Origin of the sequence: Rhodanobacter sp. FW102-FHT14D06 (genome assembly GCF_043950705.1) — a bacterium.
Taxonomy (GTDB): domain Bacteria; phylum Pseudomonadota; class Gammaproteobacteria; order Xanthomonadales; family Rhodanobacteraceae; genus Rhodanobacter.
Genome location: NZ_CP170722.1, coordinates 2,576,412 through 2,594,859 on the forward strand (window position 1 = coordinate 2,576,412; position 18,448 = coordinate 2,594,859).

The 18,448-nt window shown below is 68.8% G+C and carries 14 protein-coding genes; 9 read left to right on the forward strand and 5 right to left on the reverse strand.

The features are described 5' to 3' along the window. Nucleotides 1–21 precede the first annotated feature (21 nt). Nucleotides 22–771 (forward strand): peptidoglycan editing factor PgeF, encoded by a 750-nt coding sequence (gene pgeF / locus ACFCQI_RS11485; protein ID WP_395116792.1) that lies wholly within the window; start codon nucleotides 22–24, stop codon nucleotides 769–771. Here pgeF and otsA read toward each other — a convergent pair. Genes otsA through otsB form a run of 3 tightly spaced genes read right to left on the reverse strand, consistent with a single transcriptional unit; the run spans nucleotide 762 to nucleotide 4,775 of the window. Then, nucleotides 762–2,171, reverse strand: coding sequence for an alpha,alpha-trehalose-phosphate synthase (UDP-forming) (gene otsA / locus ACFCQI_RS11490; protein ID WP_395116794.1), 1,410 nt, complete (start codon nucleotides 2,169–2,171; stop codon nucleotides 762–764). The two genes, pgeF and otsA, sit on opposite strands and share 10 nt — an antisense overlap. Next, nucleotides 2,171–3,976, reverse strand: a complete 1,806-nt coding sequence (locus ACFCQI_RS11495) for a glycoside hydrolase family 15 protein (RefSeq protein ID WP_395116796.1) — start codon at nucleotides 3,974–3,976, stop codon at nucleotides 2,171–2,173. The genes otsA and ACFCQI_RS11495 overlap by 1 nt, the downstream gene beginning before the upstream one ends. Next, nucleotides 3,936–4,775 (reverse strand): trehalose-phosphatase, encoded by an 840-nt coding sequence (gene otsB, locus ACFCQI_RS11500; RefSeq protein ID WP_395116798.1) that lies wholly within the window; start codon nucleotides 4,773–4,775, stop codon nucleotides 3,936–3,938. The genes ACFCQI_RS11495 and otsB overlap by 41 nt, the downstream gene beginning before the upstream one ends. 160 nt (nucleotides 4,776–4,935) lie before the next feature. On the opposite strand from otsB, the gene clpB reads away from it, so the two are divergent. After that, nucleotides 4,936–7,521: an ATP-dependent chaperone ClpB gene (gene clpB, locus ACFCQI_RS11505; RefSeq protein ID WP_395116800.1), complete on the forward strand. Its 2,586-nt coding sequence runs from the start codon at nucleotides 4,936–4,938 to the stop codon at nucleotides 7,519–7,521. Nucleotides 7,522–7,634: 113 nt separating this feature from the next. Here the strand turns inward: clpB and ACFCQI_RS11510 are convergent, their stop codons facing one another. Beyond that, entirely contained in the window at nucleotides 7,635–10,055 is a 2,421-nt protein-coding gene (locus ACFCQI_RS11510; RefSeq protein WP_395116802.1) for a TonB-dependent receptor plug domain-containing protein, read from the reverse strand. Nucleotides 10,056–10,404: 349 nt separating this feature from the next. Then, complete coding sequence (locus ACFCQI_RS11515; RefSeq protein ID WP_395116804.1) at nucleotides 10,405–11,133, reverse strand: CsgG/HfaB family protein; 729 nt, start codon at nucleotides 11,131–11,133, stop codon at nucleotides 10,405–10,407. A 425-nt stretch (nucleotides 11,134–11,558) separates the two neighbouring features. Between ACFCQI_RS11515 and ACFCQI_RS11520 the strand changes: the two genes are divergently transcribed. The 7 genes from ACFCQI_RS11520 to ACFCQI_RS11550 all read left to right on the forward strand — a co-directional run bounded on the left by ACFCQI_RS11520 (nucleotide 11,559) and on the right by ACFCQI_RS11550 (nucleotide 18,376). Further along, nucleotides 11,559–11,882: an FmdB family zinc ribbon protein gene (locus ACFCQI_RS11520; protein WP_395116806.1), complete on the forward strand. Its 324-nt coding sequence runs from the start codon at nucleotides 11,559–11,561 to the stop codon at nucleotides 11,880–11,882. A gap of 128 nt (nucleotides 11,883–12,010) precedes the next feature. Further along, complete coding sequence (aspS, locus tag ACFCQI_RS11525; RefSeq protein ID WP_395116808.1) at nucleotides 12,011–13,774, forward strand: aspartate--tRNA ligase; 1,764 nt, start codon at nucleotides 12,011–12,013, stop codon at nucleotides 13,772–13,774. A gap of 49 nt (nucleotides 13,775–13,823) precedes the next feature. Continuing rightward, nucleotides 13,824–14,522: an esterase/lipase family protein gene (locus tag ACFCQI_RS11530; protein ID WP_395116810.1), complete on the forward strand. Its 699-nt coding sequence runs from the start codon at nucleotides 13,824–13,826 to the stop codon at nucleotides 14,520–14,522. A 39-nt stretch (nucleotides 14,523–14,561) separates the two neighbouring features. Next, complete coding sequence (locus ACFCQI_RS11535; protein WP_395116812.1) at nucleotides 14,562–15,296, forward strand: YebC/PmpR family DNA-binding transcriptional regulator; 735 nt, start codon at nucleotides 14,562–14,564, stop codon at nucleotides 15,294–15,296. Between the two features lie 33 nt (nucleotides 15,297–15,329). Beyond that, the gene (gene ruvC, locus ACFCQI_RS11540; RefSeq protein WP_395121347.1) at nucleotides 15,330–15,851 is read left to right on the forward strand and encodes a crossover junction endodeoxyribonuclease RuvC; all 522 of its coding nucleotides are present in this window, start codon (nucleotides 15,330–15,332) and stop codon (nucleotides 15,849–15,851) included. Then, nucleotides 15,848–16,444, forward strand: a complete 597-nt coding sequence (gene ruvA / locus ACFCQI_RS11545) for a Holliday junction branch migration protein RuvA (protein WP_395116814.1) — start codon at nucleotides 15,848–15,850, stop codon at nucleotides 16,442–16,444. Before ruvC ends, ruvA begins: the two co-directional genes overlap by 4 nt. A gap of 15 nt (nucleotides 16,445–16,459) precedes the next feature. Then, complete coding sequence (locus tag ACFCQI_RS11550) at nucleotides 16,460–18,376, forward strand: potassium transporter Kup (RefSeq protein ID WP_395116816.1); 1,917 nt, start codon at nucleotides 16,460–16,462, stop codon at nucleotides 18,374–18,376. The last annotated feature ends 72 nt before the right edge of the window (nucleotides 18,377–18,448 follow it).

The following is an 18,448-nucleotide window of genomic DNA, read 5'->3' on the forward strand; positions in this document are numbered from 1 at the left end:
CGATCTCCAATCCCGGCCCCCATGACTGAAAGCTGGATCTTTCCCGACTGGCCCGCGCCGCCGCAAGTCCACGCGGCCGTCACCACGCGGCTGGGACCGGGCGTGTCTTCCGCGCCGTTCGAGCGCTTCAACCTCGGCCTGCGCAGCGGTGATGCGGCCGAGGCCGTGATGGCGAACCGCGGCGCGCTGCAGCAGGCGCTGCGACTGCCGGCCGCGCCGCGCTGGTTGCATCAGGTGCACGGTTGCGGCGTGGCCGAACTCGGCCCGCTGCCCAGCGCACACGAGCCGCAGGCGGATGCGGCGGTCTCGCACATTCCCGGCACGGTGCTGGCGATCCTCACCGCCGATTGCCTGCCGGTGCTTTTGTGCAGCGAGGATGGCGGCGAGATCGGTGCGGCCCATGCCGGCTGGCGCGGCCTCGCCGCCGGCGTGCTGGAGGCCACCCTGGCGCAGATGGTCAGCCCGCCAGCGCGCGTGCTGGCGTGGCTGGGCCCGTGCATCGGCGCGCCGTCGTACGAGGTGGGCGAGGAAGTGCGCGCCGCGTTCGTCGCGCGCGACGCGGCTGCCTCGGCGTGCTTCGAGGCCACGCGCCCGGGCCACTGGCGTTGCGACCTGGTCGCACTGGCGCGGCAGCGCCTGGCGCGCGCGGGAGTGACGCGCGTCTACGGCGGCGGCGACGATACCCATGCCGACCCGCGTTTCTACTCGTACCGGCGCGACGGCGCCGCCAGCGGCCGCTTCGCCAGCCTGATCTGGCTCGCTCAGGGCTGATCCGGCGCGGGTTTCCCGGGCGCGCGCAACGCCTCCAGGAAACCGGTGCGCCAATGCGTGATGTCGTTGTGGCGCAGTACCCGCATCATCGCCTTCCAGCGCCGGCGCCGTTCGGTCAGCGGCATGTGCAGCGCCTGCTCCAGGGCGTCGGCGACCTCTTCGGTGTCGGCCGGGTTGACCAGCAAGGCATCGCCCAGCTCCAGCGCGGCTCCGGCGAAACGCGAGAGCACCAGCACGCCGGGGTCTTCCGGGTCCTGGCAGGCCACGTACTCCTTCGCCACCAGGTTCATGCCGTCGCGCAGCGGCGTGACCAGGCCCACGCGCGCGCTGCGGTAGTAGCCGGCGAGCAGGCGGTGCGGGAACGACTTGTTGATGTAGCGGATCGGCACCCAGTCCGGCGCGGCGTACTTGCCGTTGATGTGGCCGGCGCTGCGCTCCAGCTCGCGGCGGATCGCGCGGTACTCCAGCACCGCGCCGCGCGAGGGCGGCGCGATCTGCATGAAGGTGACGTGGCGGTGCAGCTCCGGGTCGCGTTCGAGCAGCCGCGCGTAGCCCTGGAAGCGATGCGGCAGGCCCTTTGAATAGTCCAGCCGGTCGACCCCGATGATCAGCGCGATGCCGCGGGTGCTTTCGCGCAGCTGCACGATTTCCTTCAGCCCCACGGCCTTCTGCGCGATCCCGGCGATGTGTTCGGTGTCGATGCTGATCGGGAAGGCGCCGGCGCGGAATTCGCGCCCGCCGGGCATGCGCATGCGCCCGCCCAGGCGCATCACCGCACCGGCCTCGTGCAGGAAATAATCCTCCAGCGCGCGCAGGTCGCGATGGGTGTGCACGCCGATCAGGTCGTAACTGGCCAGTGTTTCCAGCAGCTCGTGGTGGTTGGGCAGGGCAATCAGCAGGCCGGCGGCGGGCAGCGGCGTATGCAGGAAGAAGCCGATGCGGTTCTTCACGCCGAGCTTGCGCAGCATGGCGGCCAGCGGGATCAGGTGGTAGTCGTGGACCCAGATCGTGTCGTCCGGGCCGATCAGCGGACGCAGGCGCTCGGCGAAGGTCCGGTTGACCCGCAGATAGCCGTCCAGATGGCTGCGCTGGTAGTCGACCAGGTCCGGCCGGTAGTGCAGCAGCGGCCATAGCGCGCCATTGGAAAAGCCGGCGTAGAACGCGTCGTGGTCGGCGCGCGAGAAGTCCACGGTGGCGTAGTCGATGCCGTGGTCGCTGGCCTGGTGCAGTTCGGCGCCGGTCTCGGCGGCGCTCACCTTGCCGCTCCAGCCGAACCACAGCCCGCCGTTTTCGGCCAGCGCCGCGCGCAGGGCCGAGGCGAGCCCGCCAGCGGCGGTCTGGTGGGGCAGTGCGACGCGGTTGGAGACCACGATGAGCCGGCCGGGAGTCTTGCGCGCCATCACATGGCGTCCTCCCAGCGGCGGGAGAGGCGCATCGCCGACTGGATCAGCCCCACCAGCGAATAGGTCTGCGGGAAGTTGCCCCACGGCTCGCCGGTCTTCGGCGCGATGTCCTCCGAGAGCAGGCCCAGCGTGGTGCGCTGGGCGAGCATGTTCTCGAAGGTGGTGCGGGCGCGCTTCTCGCGGCCGGTGGCGGCAAGCGCGTCGATGTACCAGAACGTGCAGATGTTGAAGCTGGTTTCCGGCGCGCCGAAGTCGTCCGGCGCGATGTAGCGGAACATGTAGTCGCCATGGCCGAGCTTGTCGCCGATCGCGTCGACGGTGGCGACGAAGCGGGGGTCGCTCGCCTGGACGAACCCGATGTCGGCCAGCAGCAGCAGGCTGGCGTCCAGCCGCTCGCCGTCGTAGGCGTCGACGAAATGGCCAAGCTTTTCGTTCCAGGTGCGCGCTTCGATGCGCCCGTGCAGCGCGGCCGCCTCGTCATGCCACCAGCGCGCGCGGTCCTCCAGCCCCAGCTCGGTGGCGATGTGCGCCAGACGGTCGCACGCGGCCCAGCACATCGCCGCCGAGTAGGTGTGCACGGCCATGCGCCCGCGGTACTCCCACAGGCCGGCATCGGGCTCTTCGGCCATGCGCAGTGCGGTCTTGCCCAACTGCTCCAGCCGCTCGAACGTCACCTTGTCGCCGCGATGCTGCAGGCGCTGGTCGAAGAACAGTTGTGCCGAGGCCAGCAGCACCGAGCCGTAGACATCGTTCTGGCGCTGCTGCCATGCGTCGTTGCCCACGCGTACCGGCCCGTCGCCGCGGTAGCCGGCCAGCGTGTCGACCTGCCGCTCGGGCAATTGCTCGGCAAAGGTGATGCCGAACACCGGGCCGAGTTCGGCCTGCCCGCGGTTGGCGACCAGGTTGAAGGCGTAGCGGATGTACTCCTCCATCGAGCGCGTGGCGCCCAGCCGGTTGAGGCCGCGCACGGTGAAGGCGGCGTCGCGCAGCCAGCAGTAGCGGTAATCCCAGGTGCGCCCGCTGCCGGGCGACTCCGGGATCGAGGTGGTCAACGCCGCCACGATCGCGCCGGTGGCCTCGTACTGGCACAGCTTCAGCGTGATCGCGGCGCGGATCACCGCCTCCTGCCACTCGAACGGGATGGACAGGTAGCGGGTCCATTCGCGCCAGTAGTCCAGCGTGCGTTCCAGCGCCAGGTGGATGAAATCCGACACGTTGCCTTCCAGCGTCTCATCCGGACCGAACAGGAAGTGCGCAGGCTGCTCCAGGCCGAATGGCAGGCCGCGTTCGACCATCAGCGGCGCCACGTCGCAGGTCAGTCGCTGGATGGTGTCGCTCAGCAGGTAGCGGATGTGGTTGCTGCCGGAGGTGGTCTGCGGCGTGCGCGCGCCGTAGTCGCACAGCGGGCGCATGCGGACGCGGATGCGCGGCGAACCGGAGATCGGCGCCACGCGCCGCGCCAGCATTTCGGGATGGTAGAGCCGGCCGGAGGCGCGGTGTCGCGGGGCGAAGTCGGTGATCTCGATCGCGCCGCCCTGGCGGTCGAACAGCCGCGTGACCAGCACCGCGGTGTTGCGCAGGTAGAACTGCTCGGCATGGTCGAAGTGCTCCAGCTCGATCGCCCAGTCGCCGCCGGGAAGGGTCGGCGAGAGCAGGCTGCAGAAGCTGGCGTCGGCATCGAACCGCGGCAGACAACACCAGACGATGCGCGCGTGGCTGTCGACCAGCGCGGCCACGCTGCCGTTGCCGATCACGCCCAGTTCAAGACTGGCGCGAGGTTTCTCGTTCGGATGGTCGGGCATGGGTGGGGGCTCCTTGCATCAGTGCGCCCAGGACGCGGGCCAGCCAGGCGATCGTGGCGACCGGATCGGGCAGGGTGAAGCGCGCGGCGCTGGGATGGCGGTCACCGACGCGGACACTGAGTCCGTGCGCGCGATTGACCGCGTCGAAGGCGTGCTCGTCGGTGAGGTCGTCGCCGAGGTAGACCGGCAGCCGGCCCTTGAACGGTTCGCCTTGCAGCAGTTCGGCGACGGCGCGGCCCTTGTCCATGCCGCCGGGCTTGAACTCCAGCACGCGGCGACCGGCCTGCAGTTCGTAGCCGGGCAGATGGGCGATCGCGCCGATGGCCGCCTCGCGCAACTGTTGCCACTCGTCCGACGACCCGCGGCAGTGCAGCGCAACCGCCTGCTGCTTGTTTTCCAGCTGCACGCCGGCAAAGCGCGCGGCCAGCGCCTGCGCCTCGTGTTGCATGCGCGCCTGTTGCAGCGGCATCACCACGTGGCGGCGCAGTTCGCCGGTAGCCGCGCGCAGCTCCACTCCGTGCAGGCCGATGGCGGCCCGGTGCGGGCGCTCGAACAGGCGGTCGATGTCGTCCAGCCGGCGCCCGCTGACCAGCGCCAGCGCGCCGCCGGTCGCCCCGTGCAGCGCGTCGAGCAGGGCGAGCAGCTCGTTGTCCACGCGCACCGCATGCGGGTCATCAGCGAAGTCGAGCAAGGTGCCGTCCACGTCCAGCAACAGCGCCCAGGCAGTGTCTGCGGTGGGCAGCGGCGGAGGGGGAAGCGGCGCGTGGGTCGTGGCGTTGGCGGGGCGTGGCGTGGACATCGGGCCGCACCGTAACAGGGTGAATGTGAAGAGCCGGCCATGCGCCGCGTGCGGCCACGGTGAACGGCGATCGGCCGACCGGGCCAGCTTGAATCGGTGCATTCCGGCCACACGTTTGCGCCGTGGCGATTGCCGCCCTACCGATGCGGGGATTCTCGACATGCGAATGGACAAACTCACCTCGCGGTTCCAGCAGGCGCTGGCCGACGCGCAGTCGCTGGCCGTGGGCCGCGACAACAACATGCTCGAACCGGCGCACGTGATGGCCGCGCTGCTCAACCAGCAGGGTGGCTCGACCGGCCCGCTGCTGACCCAGGCGCAGGTCAACGTGCCGATGCTCATGCAGCGCGTGAACGAGTTGCTCGATCGCCTGCCGCAGGTCCGCGGGCAGGAGGGCAACATCAATCTCGGCAACGACCTCAACCGCCTGCTCAACCTCACCGACAAGCTGGCGCAGCAGCGCGGCGACCAGTTCATCGCCAGCGAACTGTTCGTGCTCGCGGCGCTGGAGGACAAGGGCGAACTGGGCGCGGCACTGAAGGCTGCCGGGGCGACCCGGGCGCATCTCGAAGCGGCGATCGAGAAGCTGCGCGGCGGCGAGAAGGTGCAGAGCGAGAACGCCGAGGAACAGCGTCAGGCGCTGGACAAGTACTGCATCGATCTCACCGAGCGCGCCGAGCGCAACAAGCTCGACCCGGTGATCGGCCGCGACGAGGAAATCCGCCGCACCATCCAGGTGCTGCAGCGGCGCACCAAGAACAACCCGGTGCTGATCGGCGAGCCCGGCGTGGGCAAGACCGCGATCGTCGAAGGCCTGGCCCAGCGCATCATCAAGGACGAAGTGCCCGAGGGCCTGCGCGGTCGCCGGGTGCTGGCGCTGGACATGGGTGCGCTGATCGCCGGCGCCAAATTCCGCGGCGAGTTCGAGGAACGGCTCAAGGCCGTGCTCAACGACCTGGCCAAGCAGGAAGGCCGGGTGATCCTGTTCATCGACGAATTGCACACCATGGTCGGCGCCGGCAAGGGTGAGGGCGCGATGGATGCCGGCAACATGCTCAAGCCGGCCCTGGCGCGCGGCGAGCTGCACTGCATCGGCGCCACCACGCTGGACGAATACCGCCAGTACATCGAGAAGGACGCCGCGCTGGAGCGGCGCTTCCAGAAGGTGTTCGTGGGCGAGCCATCGGTGGAGGACACCATCGCGATCCTGCGTGGCCTGAAGGAGCGCTATGCCGTGCACCACGGCGTGGAGATCACCGACCCGGCGATCGTCGCCGCCGCGACCTTGTCGAACCGCTACATCGCCGACCGCCAGCTGCCGGACAAGGCGATCGACCTGATGGACGAGGCCGCCAGCCGCATTCGCATGGAGATCGACTCCAAGCCGGAGGAACTGGACCGGCTCGAACGTCGGCTGATCCAGCTCAAGATCCAGCGCGAGATGCTGAAGAAGGAGAAGGACAGCGAATCGAAGCAGCGCCTGGCCGACCTGGAAGCCGACATCGAGAAGCTCGAACGCGAGTTCTCCGACCTCAACGAGGTGTGGAAATCCGAGAAGGCCGCGCTGCAGGGCACGACCAAGGTCAAGGAGCAGATCGAACAGGCCAACCAGGATCTGGAAGCGGCGCGGCGCGCGCAGGATTACGCGCGGATGAGCGAGATCCAGTACGGCAAGTTGCCCGAACTGGAAAAGCAGCTTGCCGCGGCGCAGGCCGCCGAGACGCAGGATTTCAAGCTGGTGCAGACGCGCGTCACCGCCGACGAAATCGCCGAAGTGGTGTCGCGCTGGACGGGCATCCCGGTCAGCAAGATGCTGGAAGGCGAGCGCGACAAGCTGTTGAAGATGGAAGACGAGCTGCACAAGCGCGTGGTCGGCCAGGACGAGGCCGTGCACGCCGTGGCCGACGCGATCCGCCGCTCGCGAGCCGGCCTGTCCGATCCGAACCGGCCGAACGGCTCCTTCCTGTTCCTGGGCCCCACCGGCGTGGGCAAGACCGAGCTGTGCAAGGCGCTGGCCGAATTCATGTTCGACACCACCGACGCGATGGTGCGCATCGACATGAGCGAGTTCATGGAGAAACACTCCGTCTCGCGCCTGGTCGGCGCGCCCCCGGGCTACGTCGGCTACGAGGAAGGCGGCTATCTGACCGAAGCCGTGCGGCGCCGGCCGTACAGCGTGATCCTGCTCGACGAGGTGGAGAAGGCGCACCCGGACGTGTTCAACATCCTGCTGCAGGTGCTGGACGACGGCCGCCTCACCGACGGCCAGGGCCGCACCGTGGACTTCCGCAACACCGTCATCGTGATGACCTCGAACCTCGGCTCGCAGATGATCCAGGACGCGGCGGAAAGCGGCGGCGACGCGGAGGAGCAGTACACCCAGATGAAGGCCTCGGTGATGGGCGTGGTGCAGGCGCACTTCCGCCCCGAGTTCATCAACCGGCTCGACGAGATCGTGGTGTTCCGGCCGCTGGACAAGAACCAGATCCGCGCCATCGCGAAGATCCAGCTCGAATACCTGGAGAAGCGCCTGGCCGAGCGGCAGCTCAAGCTGGACGTGGGCGACGACGCGCTGACCCTGCTCGGCAACGTCGGCTTCGATCCGGTCTACGGCGCGCGGCCGCTGAAGCGGGCGATCCAGCAGCAACTGGAGAATCCGCTCGCGCGGCAGATCCTGGAGGGTCGTTTCCAGGGCGGCGACACCATCCACGTGTCGACCGCCGGCGGCCAGCTGGTGTTCCGGTAGCCGCGGGTCAACCCGGCGCGGCGGATGCTTCCGGCGCGCCGGGTTCGGTGTCGGTTCCCGTGTGGAGGCCGCAGCGCAGATCCCGCGCGTCGACCTTGCCCCAGCCGATCAACTCACCAGTGATAGGCCACCGTGCCGTAGTAGTACGCGCCGCTGAAGCCGAACGGCGACGAGCCCGAGTAGGTCAGGATGCCGCGGAAGTTGTTGGCGGCGCTGCTGCGTTCGGGGTAGGCGTTGTTGAGGTCGTTGGCGCCCACGGTGAAGGTCCAGTTGTTCCAGGCGTAGTTCGCGTTGGCATCGAGCACGAAGCGTGCGCCGTAGGTCTGGTCCGTGGCCGGGTTGTTGCCCAGCGTGGTGAACTGGCCGTAGCGGGTCAGCTGGCCGTGGAAGCTCCAGTTGCCGACGTTCCAGTCGGTGGCGAGGAACGCCTTGGTGCGCGGGGCACCCTTGGTGATGCGGCCCTGTTCGGTGCGGTCGATGATCGGCAAGGTCAGCCCGACCAGGCCCAGTTGCGGCGGGTTCGGCGCGATCGCGCGGATGTCGGTCTTGTTGTAGTTCACCCCGCCGGTGAACTTCAGCGCGGAGTGTTCCAGCTGCAGCGGCCAGGTGGCCACCAGGTCGACGCCTCGCGTGCGCGTGTCGACCGCGTTGGTGAAGAAGCGGCCGCCGCTGACGAACGGAATGCCCACGGAGGTGAGGTAATCCTGCACGGGCGTTCCGACCAGGTTGCCGCTGAGGATGATCCGGTGGTCGATGTCGATCTGGTAGAAATCCAGTGTGGTGTACAAGCCGCTGGAAGGGGTCAGCACTAAACCGAGGCTGTAGTTGCGTGATTTCTCCGGCTTCAGTGCCTGCGCACCCAGCGCCTGCGCGGCGGGGTTGCTGACCGGGAAGGTACGGATCGTGTACGGGATCAGGTTGCCGCTGCCGTCGGCGACGAAGTTGATCGCGGTGCTGGAGTAGTACTCCTGCTGCAGCGACGGCGCGCGGAAACCGTTCGACACGGTGCCGCGCAGGGCCAGCGTGTCGGTCAACGCGAAACGCCCGGACAACTTGGCCGAGGTGGTGCCGCCGAAATCGCTGTAATGCTCGCGGCGCACCGCCAGCCCGGCAGAGAGCTTGTCGGTGAGGTCGCTCTCCAGGTCCACGTAAAGCGCGCGGCTTTTGCGCGAGTGCGAGCCGGCGTCGCCGGGCTGGTAGCCGGGGAACACCTGCGCGCCGGAGCCGGCGTACGAGGCGGCGTCGCCCTGCTTGAGGGTGAACTCCTCGCGGCGGTATTCCAGGCCCCAGGCCACGGACAAGCCGTTCGGCAGCATGGCGGGCTGGAAGTCGCGGCTGAAGTCGGCGTTGTAGACATCCTGCCGGTTGGTCAGGGTGCCGATGTAGAAGCCGGTGGGCGAATCCGGGTCCAGCGAGTAGTTGTAGGTGTCGCTGGTGTGCAACTTCCAGTGGTTGCCGCCGGTGTTGGCGCTGAGGTCGTAATGCCAGCCGGCCACCGTGCCGCGCAAGCCGAGCACTTCGCTGTCGTCGCGGATCGCGCTGTTCTCGATCGGCAGATAGCCGTCCGGATAGACCGCCGCCGCGCCGGGGTAGCTGCCGGCATAGGTCGACAGCGAACGGAAGAAGCCGCCGGCGCTGACGTCGCGCTTGTTGAACAGGCTGAAGGCGTAGAGCTGCGCGTTCGGGGTGAAGTCGTACTGCAGGTTGATCGCCGCCTGCCTGGCCCGCACCAGCGGGATGCCGTAGTGGAAGGTGACTTGCCCGTAGCTGGGATCACCCGGGTAGCGCACGTCGGCACCGGCACGATTGGTCGGGTCCTGGTGGCTGGCGTTCGCGCTCAGGTGCACCCAGCCCTTGTCGCCGAGTTTGAAGCCGCCATCGGCGCCGCCCTGCCAGGTGGTGCCGTCACCCTTGCTGTACTGGCCGCCGGTGAGGCTGAGCGAGCCGTGTTGCGCGCCACCCTTGAGGATGATGTTGATCACGCCGGCGATCGCGTCCGAACCGTATTGCGCCGCGGCGCCGTCGCGCAGTACCTCGACGCGCTCGATCGCGTTGACCGGGATCGCGTTGATGTCCACCGGCGAGGAGCCGCGGCCCAGTGAGCCGTTGACGTTGACGATCGCGGTGGTGTGCTGGCGCTTGCCGTTGATCAGCACCAGCGTCTGGTCCGGCGAGAGCCCGCGCAGTTGCGCGGGCTGGATCGCGTCGGTGGCGTCAGTCACCGAGGGCTGCGGAAAGTTGAACGAGGGCAGCAGCACGCGCAGCGCGGTGGCCAGGTCGGTGGCACCGGTACCGACCAGGTCCTTCGGCGTCAGCACGTCGATCGGCGCCAGCGAGGTGGCTTCGGTGCGGTCGAACACGCGGGTGCCGGTGACCACCACCGCCTGCAATGCGGTGACATCCTTGGCGGCAGGCTTGTCCGGCGCGGCGCCGGGGTCCTGGGCGCGCGCGGGCAGGGAGAGGGCAAACGAGGACAGGACGAGGGCGATGGCGGCGGCGAGGCCGCCCCGGATCGGGAATGATTTGGCTTGCATGCGCGAACCCCGGGCAATGGCGAGCATGTAGTCGGCGGGTCCATGACTGCGACCTGGCACGCGCATTCGCTCGGGGATGTGGTGTCGTGCGTCCCTGACGGGCTCGAACTTAGGTTGCTGCAGAATGACCTGTCAAGCGCGGCGCCGTCGGCGCGGCGAAGGAACTTGCGAGGGGCTTGCGCCATCCTCCGCACGAGCGCCTCGCGAACGCATCATGGCGCCATCGGCGCCACGCAAACGGCGACATGATGCAAGCGTGGCTGCGCTCGCGCGGATCGGGCACCGGTGTGCCCGATCCGCATCCGGTGGTGCGCGGCCGGGCTTCGACATCGAGAACCCGGCGACCTCTTCAGTCGAGATCCAGCGAATCGCGGTCGCCCTGGCGACGCTTCTGTTCCTTCTGCTCGTAGCGGGCCTCGCAGCCGTCGCGCTTGACCATGGCGCAGTCGAGATAATCGGTGGCCTCGATCAGCGCGGCGCGCACCGCCTTGCTGGCCGGCGTCTTCTCCTTGTGGCCGAAGTCGCCGCCGACGCCGCGGGTGTAGCCGCTCAGGCGAATCGCCTTGTCGGTGCTGCGCCCTTCCACCGTGCGCGAGAACACGACCTCCGAGGTTTCCGCGTCGATCACGCGCAGGTCGATCGCCACATAGGCCTTGGCCTGGCCGCCGCCGACGTGGAAGCCGGCGAAGCTGAGGCCGCCGCCGGTGTTGGAGGTGTCTTCCGTGTACGAGGCGACGCTGCCGGTGATCAGGTACTGCGCACCGGTGATGTTGCCGGTGTGCGGACTGCTGCCCGGGCGCATGCGGTAGGAGCTGGCCAGATCCTGCTCGGCCAGCACGGCGTTGATCTTCTGCCGCTCGATCACCTTGAAGTCGCCGGTGGCGCTGAGTTCGTTGCTGAGCACGTCAGCCAGTTGCGAGCCGACGCCGCCGTGCCACCAGGCGACGGAGTCACTGTTGTTGGTGAAGTCGACCACCGCGACGGTCAAGGTCGGTGCTTCGCGGGCCATGGCGGCGCCACTCGCCAGCACGGCAAGCGCCAGCATGGTGCCGGTGGCAAATCGTCGTGTTCGTTTCATCGTTGTCCCCTCCGCTTGATGGAGCGCTGATAACCCCCTGATTGCCGGCCCTCGCGCCGGCAAGCCGCGGCGCCGACGGCGTGGCCGACGCCGTGGCGGCGCCCACCCGGCTGCACCGCGTGCGGCGCAGGCCATAGTGGCCGTTTTTCGGCTCCCTGTTCAAGCGTGGCGCGCCGTGGACGTGTAGGCGCCGGCCGTGAAACCCTGTCCGCGGGATTCCGCCGGCCAGGTCGTCGCCCCTCCCGCGGCCGCCGGGAACCGCCGCCGCCCGCGGATCTGGCGACCACCCGGTGGCGCCGCTACGATGACGCCCTGTGCGTGCCGGCCCCGCGGCCCGGTCGCGCCGCCCGCGTTGAAATCGGCGCCGGCCCACCCGATATTGCGACCAGTCCCGCTCCATCCTGGTCCGGAGTCCAGAAACCACCATGCCCATCTACGAATTTGAATGCAGCGGCTGCGGCCATCGTTTTGATCGCCTGCAGAAGCTGTCCGATGCCGATCCCACCGTCTGCCCCGCCTGCGCGGCAGCCAAACTGCACCGCCGGGTCAGTGCGCCGGCGTTCCGCCTGGCCGGCAGCGGCTGGTACGAGACCGATTTCAAGAAGGACGGCGAGAAGAAGAACAACCTCGCCGGCACCACGGCGGGCGAGGGCAGCAAGTCGGCCCCGGAAGGCAAGCCGGCGTCGGCGCCGGAGGCGTCCACCGCCAAGCCCGCTGCACCCGCCAAGGCGGCCGCCGCGGCGGATTGAGTCCGCCCGCGCGTCCTCCCGTTCGGCTCCAGCCGCGGCGGCCCGGCGTTTGCCGGAAGGCCGGCGATGCTAAGATTCCGGGTCTTTTCCCCCGTTCATGCCGCCAGCCGGCCCGGAGTTTCCAGCGCATGCGCACGCATTACTGCGGCCTCGTCAACGAGGCCCTGATCGACCAGACCGTCACCCTCTGCGGCTGGGTCAACACGATCCGCCTGCAGGCGCACGTGGCTTTCGTCGACCTGCGTGATCACGAGGGCGTGGCGCAGGTGGTGATCGAGCGCGACAACGTCGCGGCTTTCGCCATCGCCGGCGACATCGGCAACGAATACTGCCTGCGCGTCACCGGCACGTTGCGCCGCCGCCTGGCCGCGAACGACAAGCTCAAGACCGGCACGGTCGAGCTGCTCGCCGACACCGTGGAGGTCCTCAACGCGGCGAGGGACCTGCCGTTCGCGCTGCACGAGAATCCCAACGAGGACATGCGGATGACCTACCGCTACCTCGACCTGCGCCGCCCCGAGATGCAGGCGATGCTGCGCAAGCGCACACGGCTGGTGCAGACGCTGCGGCGCTACCTCGACGCGCGCGGTTTCCAGGACATCGAGACGCCGATCCTGACCAAGGCCACGCCCGAGGGCGCGCGCGACTACCTGGTGCCCAGCCGCGTGCATCCGGGCCAGTTCTACGCGCTGCCGCAGTCGCCGCAGCTGTTCAAGCAGATCCTGATGATGGCCGGCTTCGACCGCTACTACCAGATCGCGCGCTGCTTCCGCGACGAGGACCTGCGCGCCGATCGCCAGCCGGAGTTCACCCAGCTCGACATGGAGTTCGCCTTCGTCGAGGAGAAGGACGTGCAGGACATGGTGGAGGACCTGATCCGCCACGTGTTCCGCGAGGTGCAGGGTGTGGAGCTCGATGCGAGCTTCCCGCGCATGACCTGGGCCGAAGCCATGCGCCGCTTCGGTTCGGACAAGCCGGACCTGCGCATCGCTCTGGAACTGGTCGACGTGGCCGACGCGCTGAAGGGCGTGGAGTTCAAGGTGTTCGCCGAACCGGCCAACGATCCGGCCGGCCGCGTGGCCGCGCTGCGCGTGCCCGGCGCTGCGGCGCTGTCGCGCAAGGACATCGACGGGCTCACCGAGTACGTCGCCCGCTACGGCGCCAGGGGGCTGGCCTGGATCAAGGTCGAGGATCGTGCGAAGGGCCGCGAGGGCATCAGCTCGCCGGTGGCCAAGTTCCTCGATGACATGGCGCTCGATGCCGTGCTCGATGCGACCGGCGCGCAATCCGGCGACATCGTGTTCGTCGGTGCGGGCAAGTGGAAGACCGTCACCGACTTCATGGGCGCGCTGCGGCTCAAGGTCGGCAAGGATCGTTCCCTGGTCGAGGAGGGCTGGAAGCCGCTGTGGGTTACCGACTTCCCGATGTTCGAGTACGACGAGGGCGAGCAGCGCTACGTGGCCCTGCATCATCCGTTCACCGCGCCGAAGATCGACGACATCGCCGACCTGAAGAGCCATGCAGCCACTGCCGTCAGCCGCGGCTACGACATGGTGCTCAATGGCAACGAGATCGGCGGCGGCTCGATCCGCATCCATCGCCCGGAGATGCAGAGCGCGGTGTTCGGCCTGCTGGGCATCGGCGCCGACGAAGCGGAGGCCAAGTTCGGCTTCCTGCTCAAGGCACTGAAGTTCGGCGCGCCGCCGCACGGCGGCATCGCCTTCGGCATCGACCGCATCGCCGCGTTGATGGCCGGCACCGAGTCGATCCGCGACGTGATCGCCTTCCCCAAGACCACCAGCGCGCAGGACCTGATGACCGACGCACCGTCGCCGGTATCCGCCGCCCAGCTGAAGGAGTTGTCGGTGGCGACCGTCGAGGGCAAGCCCTGAGGCGCGAGGCGCGTACCCTTGCCGACAGCCGGTGGTGGCGAGACGCGTGATGACCGAATCCCGAAATCCCGATCCCGCGTCCCGGCTGCAGGCCCACGTGATCCTGCTGCACGGCCTGTGGATGCGCGGGTTCGCGCTGTCCATGCTGCATCACCGGTTGATGGAGGCCGGCTTTCGCGTGCACCGCTTCGATTACCTGAGCGTGGCCGCCAGCCAGCAGCACATCCTGGATCGCCTGCACCAGCGCATCGCCACGCTGGCCGGCGAGGCCGACGCGGTGCACCTGGTCGGCCACAGCCTGGGCGGGCTGCTCGCGCTGCGGGCCTGCAGCGACGGCAAGGCGCTGCCGCCGGGACGCATCGTCTGCCTCGGCTCGCCACTGCGCGGCAGTGCCGCCGCGCGCGGTTTTGCCCGCTGGGGTCGCGGCGGCGAGCTGTTGCTGGGACACAACCGCCAACTGCTGGAAGAAGGGTTCGAGCGCTGGGATGGCGAGCGCGAGGTGGGCGTGATCGCCGGCCGCGTCGCGCTGGGGCTGGGCGCCGTGCTGGGTCAGCTGGAGGGCGAGCACGACGGCACCGTGGCGGTGGCCGAGACGCGCCTGCCGGGGTTGGCCGACCATTGCGTGGTCGAATCGAGCCACACCAGTCTGCTGTTCTCGCCGGAGGTGGCGCGGCGGGTGGCCTGTTTCCTGCGCGAGGGGCGATTTGCCGCGGAGCCGGGCGCCGGCACACCTGCCGATTTCAGGTAAAATTGCCCGCTTGTCCAATCGCTTCATGCAGGAATCGCCATGGGTAGAGGCCCGTCCATCGAAGGTCGCAAGAACGCCGAGGACGCCAAGCGCGCCAAGGTGTTCACCAAGCTGATCCGCGAGATCACCGTGGCTACCCGCGCGGGCGTCGCGGACCCTGGCGGCAACCCGCGCCTGCGCGCGGCGGTGGACAAGGCGCTGTCGGCCAACATGACCAAGGACACCATCGAGCGCGCGATCAAGCGCGGCTCCGGTGCCGACGGCGGCGCCGACATGCAGGAGCTGCGCTACGAGGGCTACGGCCCGGCCGGCATCGCGCTGATCATCGACTGCTTCACCGACAACCCCACCCGCACCGTCGCCGACGTGCGTTACGCGCTGACCAAGCACGGCGGCAACCTGGGCACGTCCGGTTCGGTCGCGTTCCAGTTCACCCGCTGCGGCGAACTGGTGTTCGCCACCGACAACGACGCCAGCGCCGAGGAGTTCGTGCTCGATTCGGCGCTGGAAGCGGGCGCCGACGACGTGATCAACGAGCACGGCGAGAGCATCGTGCTGTGCGCGCCGGAGCACTTCGAGGCGGTGCAGCAGGCCCTGATCGACGCCGGCCTCAACGCCGTGCACGCCGGCGTGGTGATGCGCCCGAACAATCGCGTCGAGGTGCCGGCGGAAGCGCTGGAGCCACTGCTCGACCTGCTCGAGAAGCTCGATGCGCTGGACGACGTGAGCGAGGTCTCGCACAACGCCCTGCTGCCCGCCGGGACGGCCGAATAAGTCGGAGGCCTCGCGCCTTCGCATCGCATCGTGATGATCCGCATCATCGGCATCGATCCCGGCAGCCAGCGCACCGGCGTGGGCATCATCGACGTGGACGAGGCGGGCCGGCTCGCCCATGTCTTCCATGGCGCGCTGGCGGTGGCCGGCGAGGCCAGCTTCCCGCTGCGCCTGAAACGCATCTTTGACGAACTGTGTGACATCATCGCCGCCCATCACCCGGTCGAGTGCGGCATCGAGCGCGTGTTCATGGCGCGCAATGCGGATTCCGCGCTGAAACTGGGGCAGGCACGCGGCGCCGCGATCTGCGCGGTGGTCAGTCGGGGGATCGTGGTGCACGAATACGCGGCAACCGAGGTCAAGCAGTCCGTGGTCGGCAGTGGCCGCGCCGACAAGGCGCAGGTGCAGCACATGATCGGCGTGCTGCTCGGCCTCAAGGGCCCGCTGCAGGCCGACGCCGCCGATGCATTGGCCATCGCGGTGGCGCATGCGCACACCCGCGCCAGCCTGGCCCGCGTCGGCATCCCGCGCACGGCGTGGAGGCGGCGCCGGTGATCGGCCGACTGCGTGGCACCCTGGTTTCCCGCCAGCCGCCCTCGCTGCTGGTGGAGGTGGCCGGCGTCGGCTACGAGGTCGAGGCGCCGATGTCCACGATCTACGACCTGCCCGCCACCGGCACCGAAGTGACCTTGCTGATCCATCACGCGGTGAAGGAGGACAGCGTCGCGCTGTACGGTTTCCTGCGCGAGAACGAGCGCACGCTGTTCCGCAGCCTGCTCAAGGTCAGCGGCATCGGCGCGAAGATCGCGCTGGCGGTGCTGTCGGGGGTTTCCACCGATCACTTCGCCCGGCTGGTGCATGCCGGCGACGTGGTGGCGCTGACCAAGATCCCCGGCATCGGCAAGAAGACCGCCGAGCGCATCGTGGTGGAGCTGCGCGACCGCGTCGACGGCTTGTCCACTCCCGGCGGCGTATCCCTGCCCGGTGCCGCCGCGGTGCTGGACGCGGCGGGCGAGGCCACGGTGGCGCTGCAGCAGCTCGGCTACAAGCCGGCCGAGGTGAGCCGGCTGGTACAGAAGGTCGCCGCCGACGGCGACAGCGCCGAGGCCATCATCCGCAAGGCCTTGCGCGCTGCGTTGGGCAACTAGGCCGTCAGGATTTTCATGAGCGAACAAGTGCACGACCAGGCGCCCGCTTCCAGCGGCACCGACAACGGCCACGGCGCCAAGTCGGCCTTGATCCTCGGGGCGCTGGGCGTGGTGTTCGGCGACATCGGCACCAGCCCGCTGTACACGATGCACGAGACCTTCCTGCCCGACCACGGCCTGCACCCGCACCCGAGCACGGTGCTGGGCATCCTGTCGCTGGTCACCTGGTCGTTGATCATGGTGGTGGCGGTGAAGTACGTCAGCCTGGTGATGCGCGCCGACAACAAGGGCGAGGGCGGCATCATGGCGTTGATGACCCTGGCCCAGCGCGCGGCCGGCAAGTCGGTGCGTGCACGGCGGGCGATCATGCTGATGGCCTTGCTCGGCGCCGCGCTGTTCTTCGGCGATGGCGTGATTACGCCGTCGATCTCGGTGCTCTCGGCGGTCGAGGGCCTGCAGGTGGCCGCGCCGGCGCTGTCGCACTACGTGGTGCCGATCACGGTGGCGATCCTGCTCGGCCTGTTCTGGCTGCAGCGCCACGGCACCGCCCGCATCGGGGTGCTGTTCGGGCCGATCATGGTGTTGTGGTTCCTGGCGCTGGCGGTGATCGGCGTGCACAACATCATCAAGGCGCCGGGCGTGCTGTGGGCGCTCAATCCGTATCATGCGGTGCAGTTCTTCATGAGCCATGGGGCGGCGTCGTTCCTGGCGCTGGGTTCGGTGGTGCTGTGCGTGACCGGCGCCGAGGCGCTGTATACCGACATGGGCCACTTCGGTCGCTACCCGATCCGCGCGGCGTGGTTCGGTTTCGTGATGCCGGCGCTGCTGCTGAACTACTACGGGCAGGGTGGCTTGCTGCTCAACCACCCCGAGGCGATCGCCAACCCGTTCTACCATTCGGTGCCGGGCTGGGCGTTGTACCCGATGATCGGGCTGGCCACGCTGGCTACCGTGATCGCCTCGCAGGCGGTGATCTCCGGCGCGTTCACCGTGTGCCGGCAGGCGATCCAGCTCGGCTTCCTGCCACGCATGCAGGTGGTGCACACCTCGCGCGAGGCGATCGGGCAGATCTTCCTGCCGTGGGTCAACCGCGGCCTGATGGTGGCGGTGATCGCCACCGTGATCGGTTTCGGCTCCTCCAACGCCCTGGCTGGCGCCTACGGCATCGCGGTGACCGGCACCATGGCGATCGACACCGTGCTGACCATGATCGTGGCGCGCCGCATGTGGCACTGGAGCCGCACTGTGGTGATCCTCACCGGCCTGCTGCTGCTGGTGATCGACCTGAGCTACTTCGGCGCCAACACGCTGAAGATTCCCGACGGCGGCTGGTTCCCGCTGGTGCTCGGCGTGCTGTTGTTCACCGTGATGACCACCTGGCGCCGCGGCCGCGAGCTGGTGGTGCGCGAGATCAAGCAGGGCGGCTTGGCGCTGGCGCCGTTCATCGAGAACATGACCGAGCATCCGCCGATGCGGGTGCCGGGCACGGCGGTGTTCCTGACCGCCAACCAGGAGGCCGTGCCGCATGCGCTGCTGCACAACCTGAAGCACAACAAGGTGCTGCATGAGCGCAACGTGCTGCTCACCGTGGCAATCCTGGAGACGCCGGTGGCCGATGCCGAGGAGCGCATCCACATCAGCCGGCTGAGCGACGATTTCTACAGCCTGGAGTTGCGCTTCGGTTTCGCCGAGGACCCCAACATCCCGCTGGCACTGTCGCGCTGCACCCGCGAAGGGCTCGGTTTCGACATGATGGATACCACCTTCTTCCTGTCGCGCGAGAGCATCGTTTCCAGCGAGCGGCGCCCGGGCATGGCGCCCTGGCGCGACAAGCTGTTCGCCTTCATGGCGCGCAATGCGCTGCCCGCCACCGCCTTCTTCCAGATCCCCGGCAACCGGCTGATCGAGCTGGGCGCTCAGGTGGAAATCTGAAGCTGCAGGACAGCGCCCTGTGTGCGCGAAGCTTTTGCGCGCCGTGAAGACGGGCATCGGGCACAAGGTGCG

Excerpts from the sequence above, each read along its gene's own strand:
- ACFCQI_RS11520 (WP_395116806.1), top strand. The coding sequence starts at position 11,559 with ATGCCCATCTACGAATTTGAATGCAGCGGCTGCGGCCATCGTTTTGAT.
- clpB (WP_395116800.1), top strand. The coding sequence starts at position 4,936 with ATGCGAATGGACAAACTCACCTCGCGGTTCCAGCAGGCGCTGGCCGAC.
- otsA (WP_395116794.1), bottom strand. The coding sequence starts at position 2,171 with ATGGCGCGCAAGACTCCCGGCCGGCTCATCGTGGTCTCCAACCGCGTC.
- ruvC (WP_395121347.1), top strand. The coding sequence starts at position 15,330 with ATGATCCGCATCATCGGCATCGATCCCGGCAGCCAGCGCACCGGCGTG.
- otsB (WP_395116798.1), bottom strand. The coding sequence starts at position 4,775 with ATGTCCACGCCACGCCCCGCCAACGCCACGACCCACGCGCCGCTTCCC.
- ACFCQI_RS11535 (WP_395116812.1), top strand. The coding sequence starts at position 14,562 with ATGGGTAGAGGCCCGTCCATCGAAGGTCGCAAGAACGCCGAGGACGCC.
- ACFCQI_RS11510 (WP_395116802.1), bottom strand. The coding sequence starts at position 10,055 with ATGCAAGCCAAATCATTCCCGATCCGGGGCGGCCTCGCCGCCGCCATC.
- ACFCQI_RS11515 (WP_395116804.1), bottom strand. The coding sequence starts at position 11,133 with ATGAAACGAACACGACGATTTGCCACCGGCACCATGCTGGCGCTTGCC.
- ACFCQI_RS11495 (WP_395116796.1), bottom strand. The coding sequence starts at position 3,976 with ATGCCCGACCATCCGAACGAGAAACCTCGCGCCAGTCTTGAACTGGGC.
- ACFCQI_RS11550 (WP_395116816.1), top strand. The coding sequence starts at position 16,460 with ATGAGCGAACAAGTGCACGACCAGGCGCCCGCTTCCAGCGGCACCGAC.
- aspS (WP_395116808.1), top strand. The coding sequence starts at position 12,011 with ATGCGCACGCATTACTGCGGCCTCGTCAACGAGGCCCTGATCGACCAG.
- pgeF (WP_395116792.1), top strand. The coding sequence starts at position 22 with ATGACTGAAAGCTGGATCTTTCCCGACTGGCCCGCGCCGCCGCAAGTC.
- ACFCQI_RS11530 (WP_395116810.1), top strand. The coding sequence starts at position 13,824 with ATGACCGAATCCCGAAATCCCGATCCCGCGTCCCGGCTGCAGGCCCAC.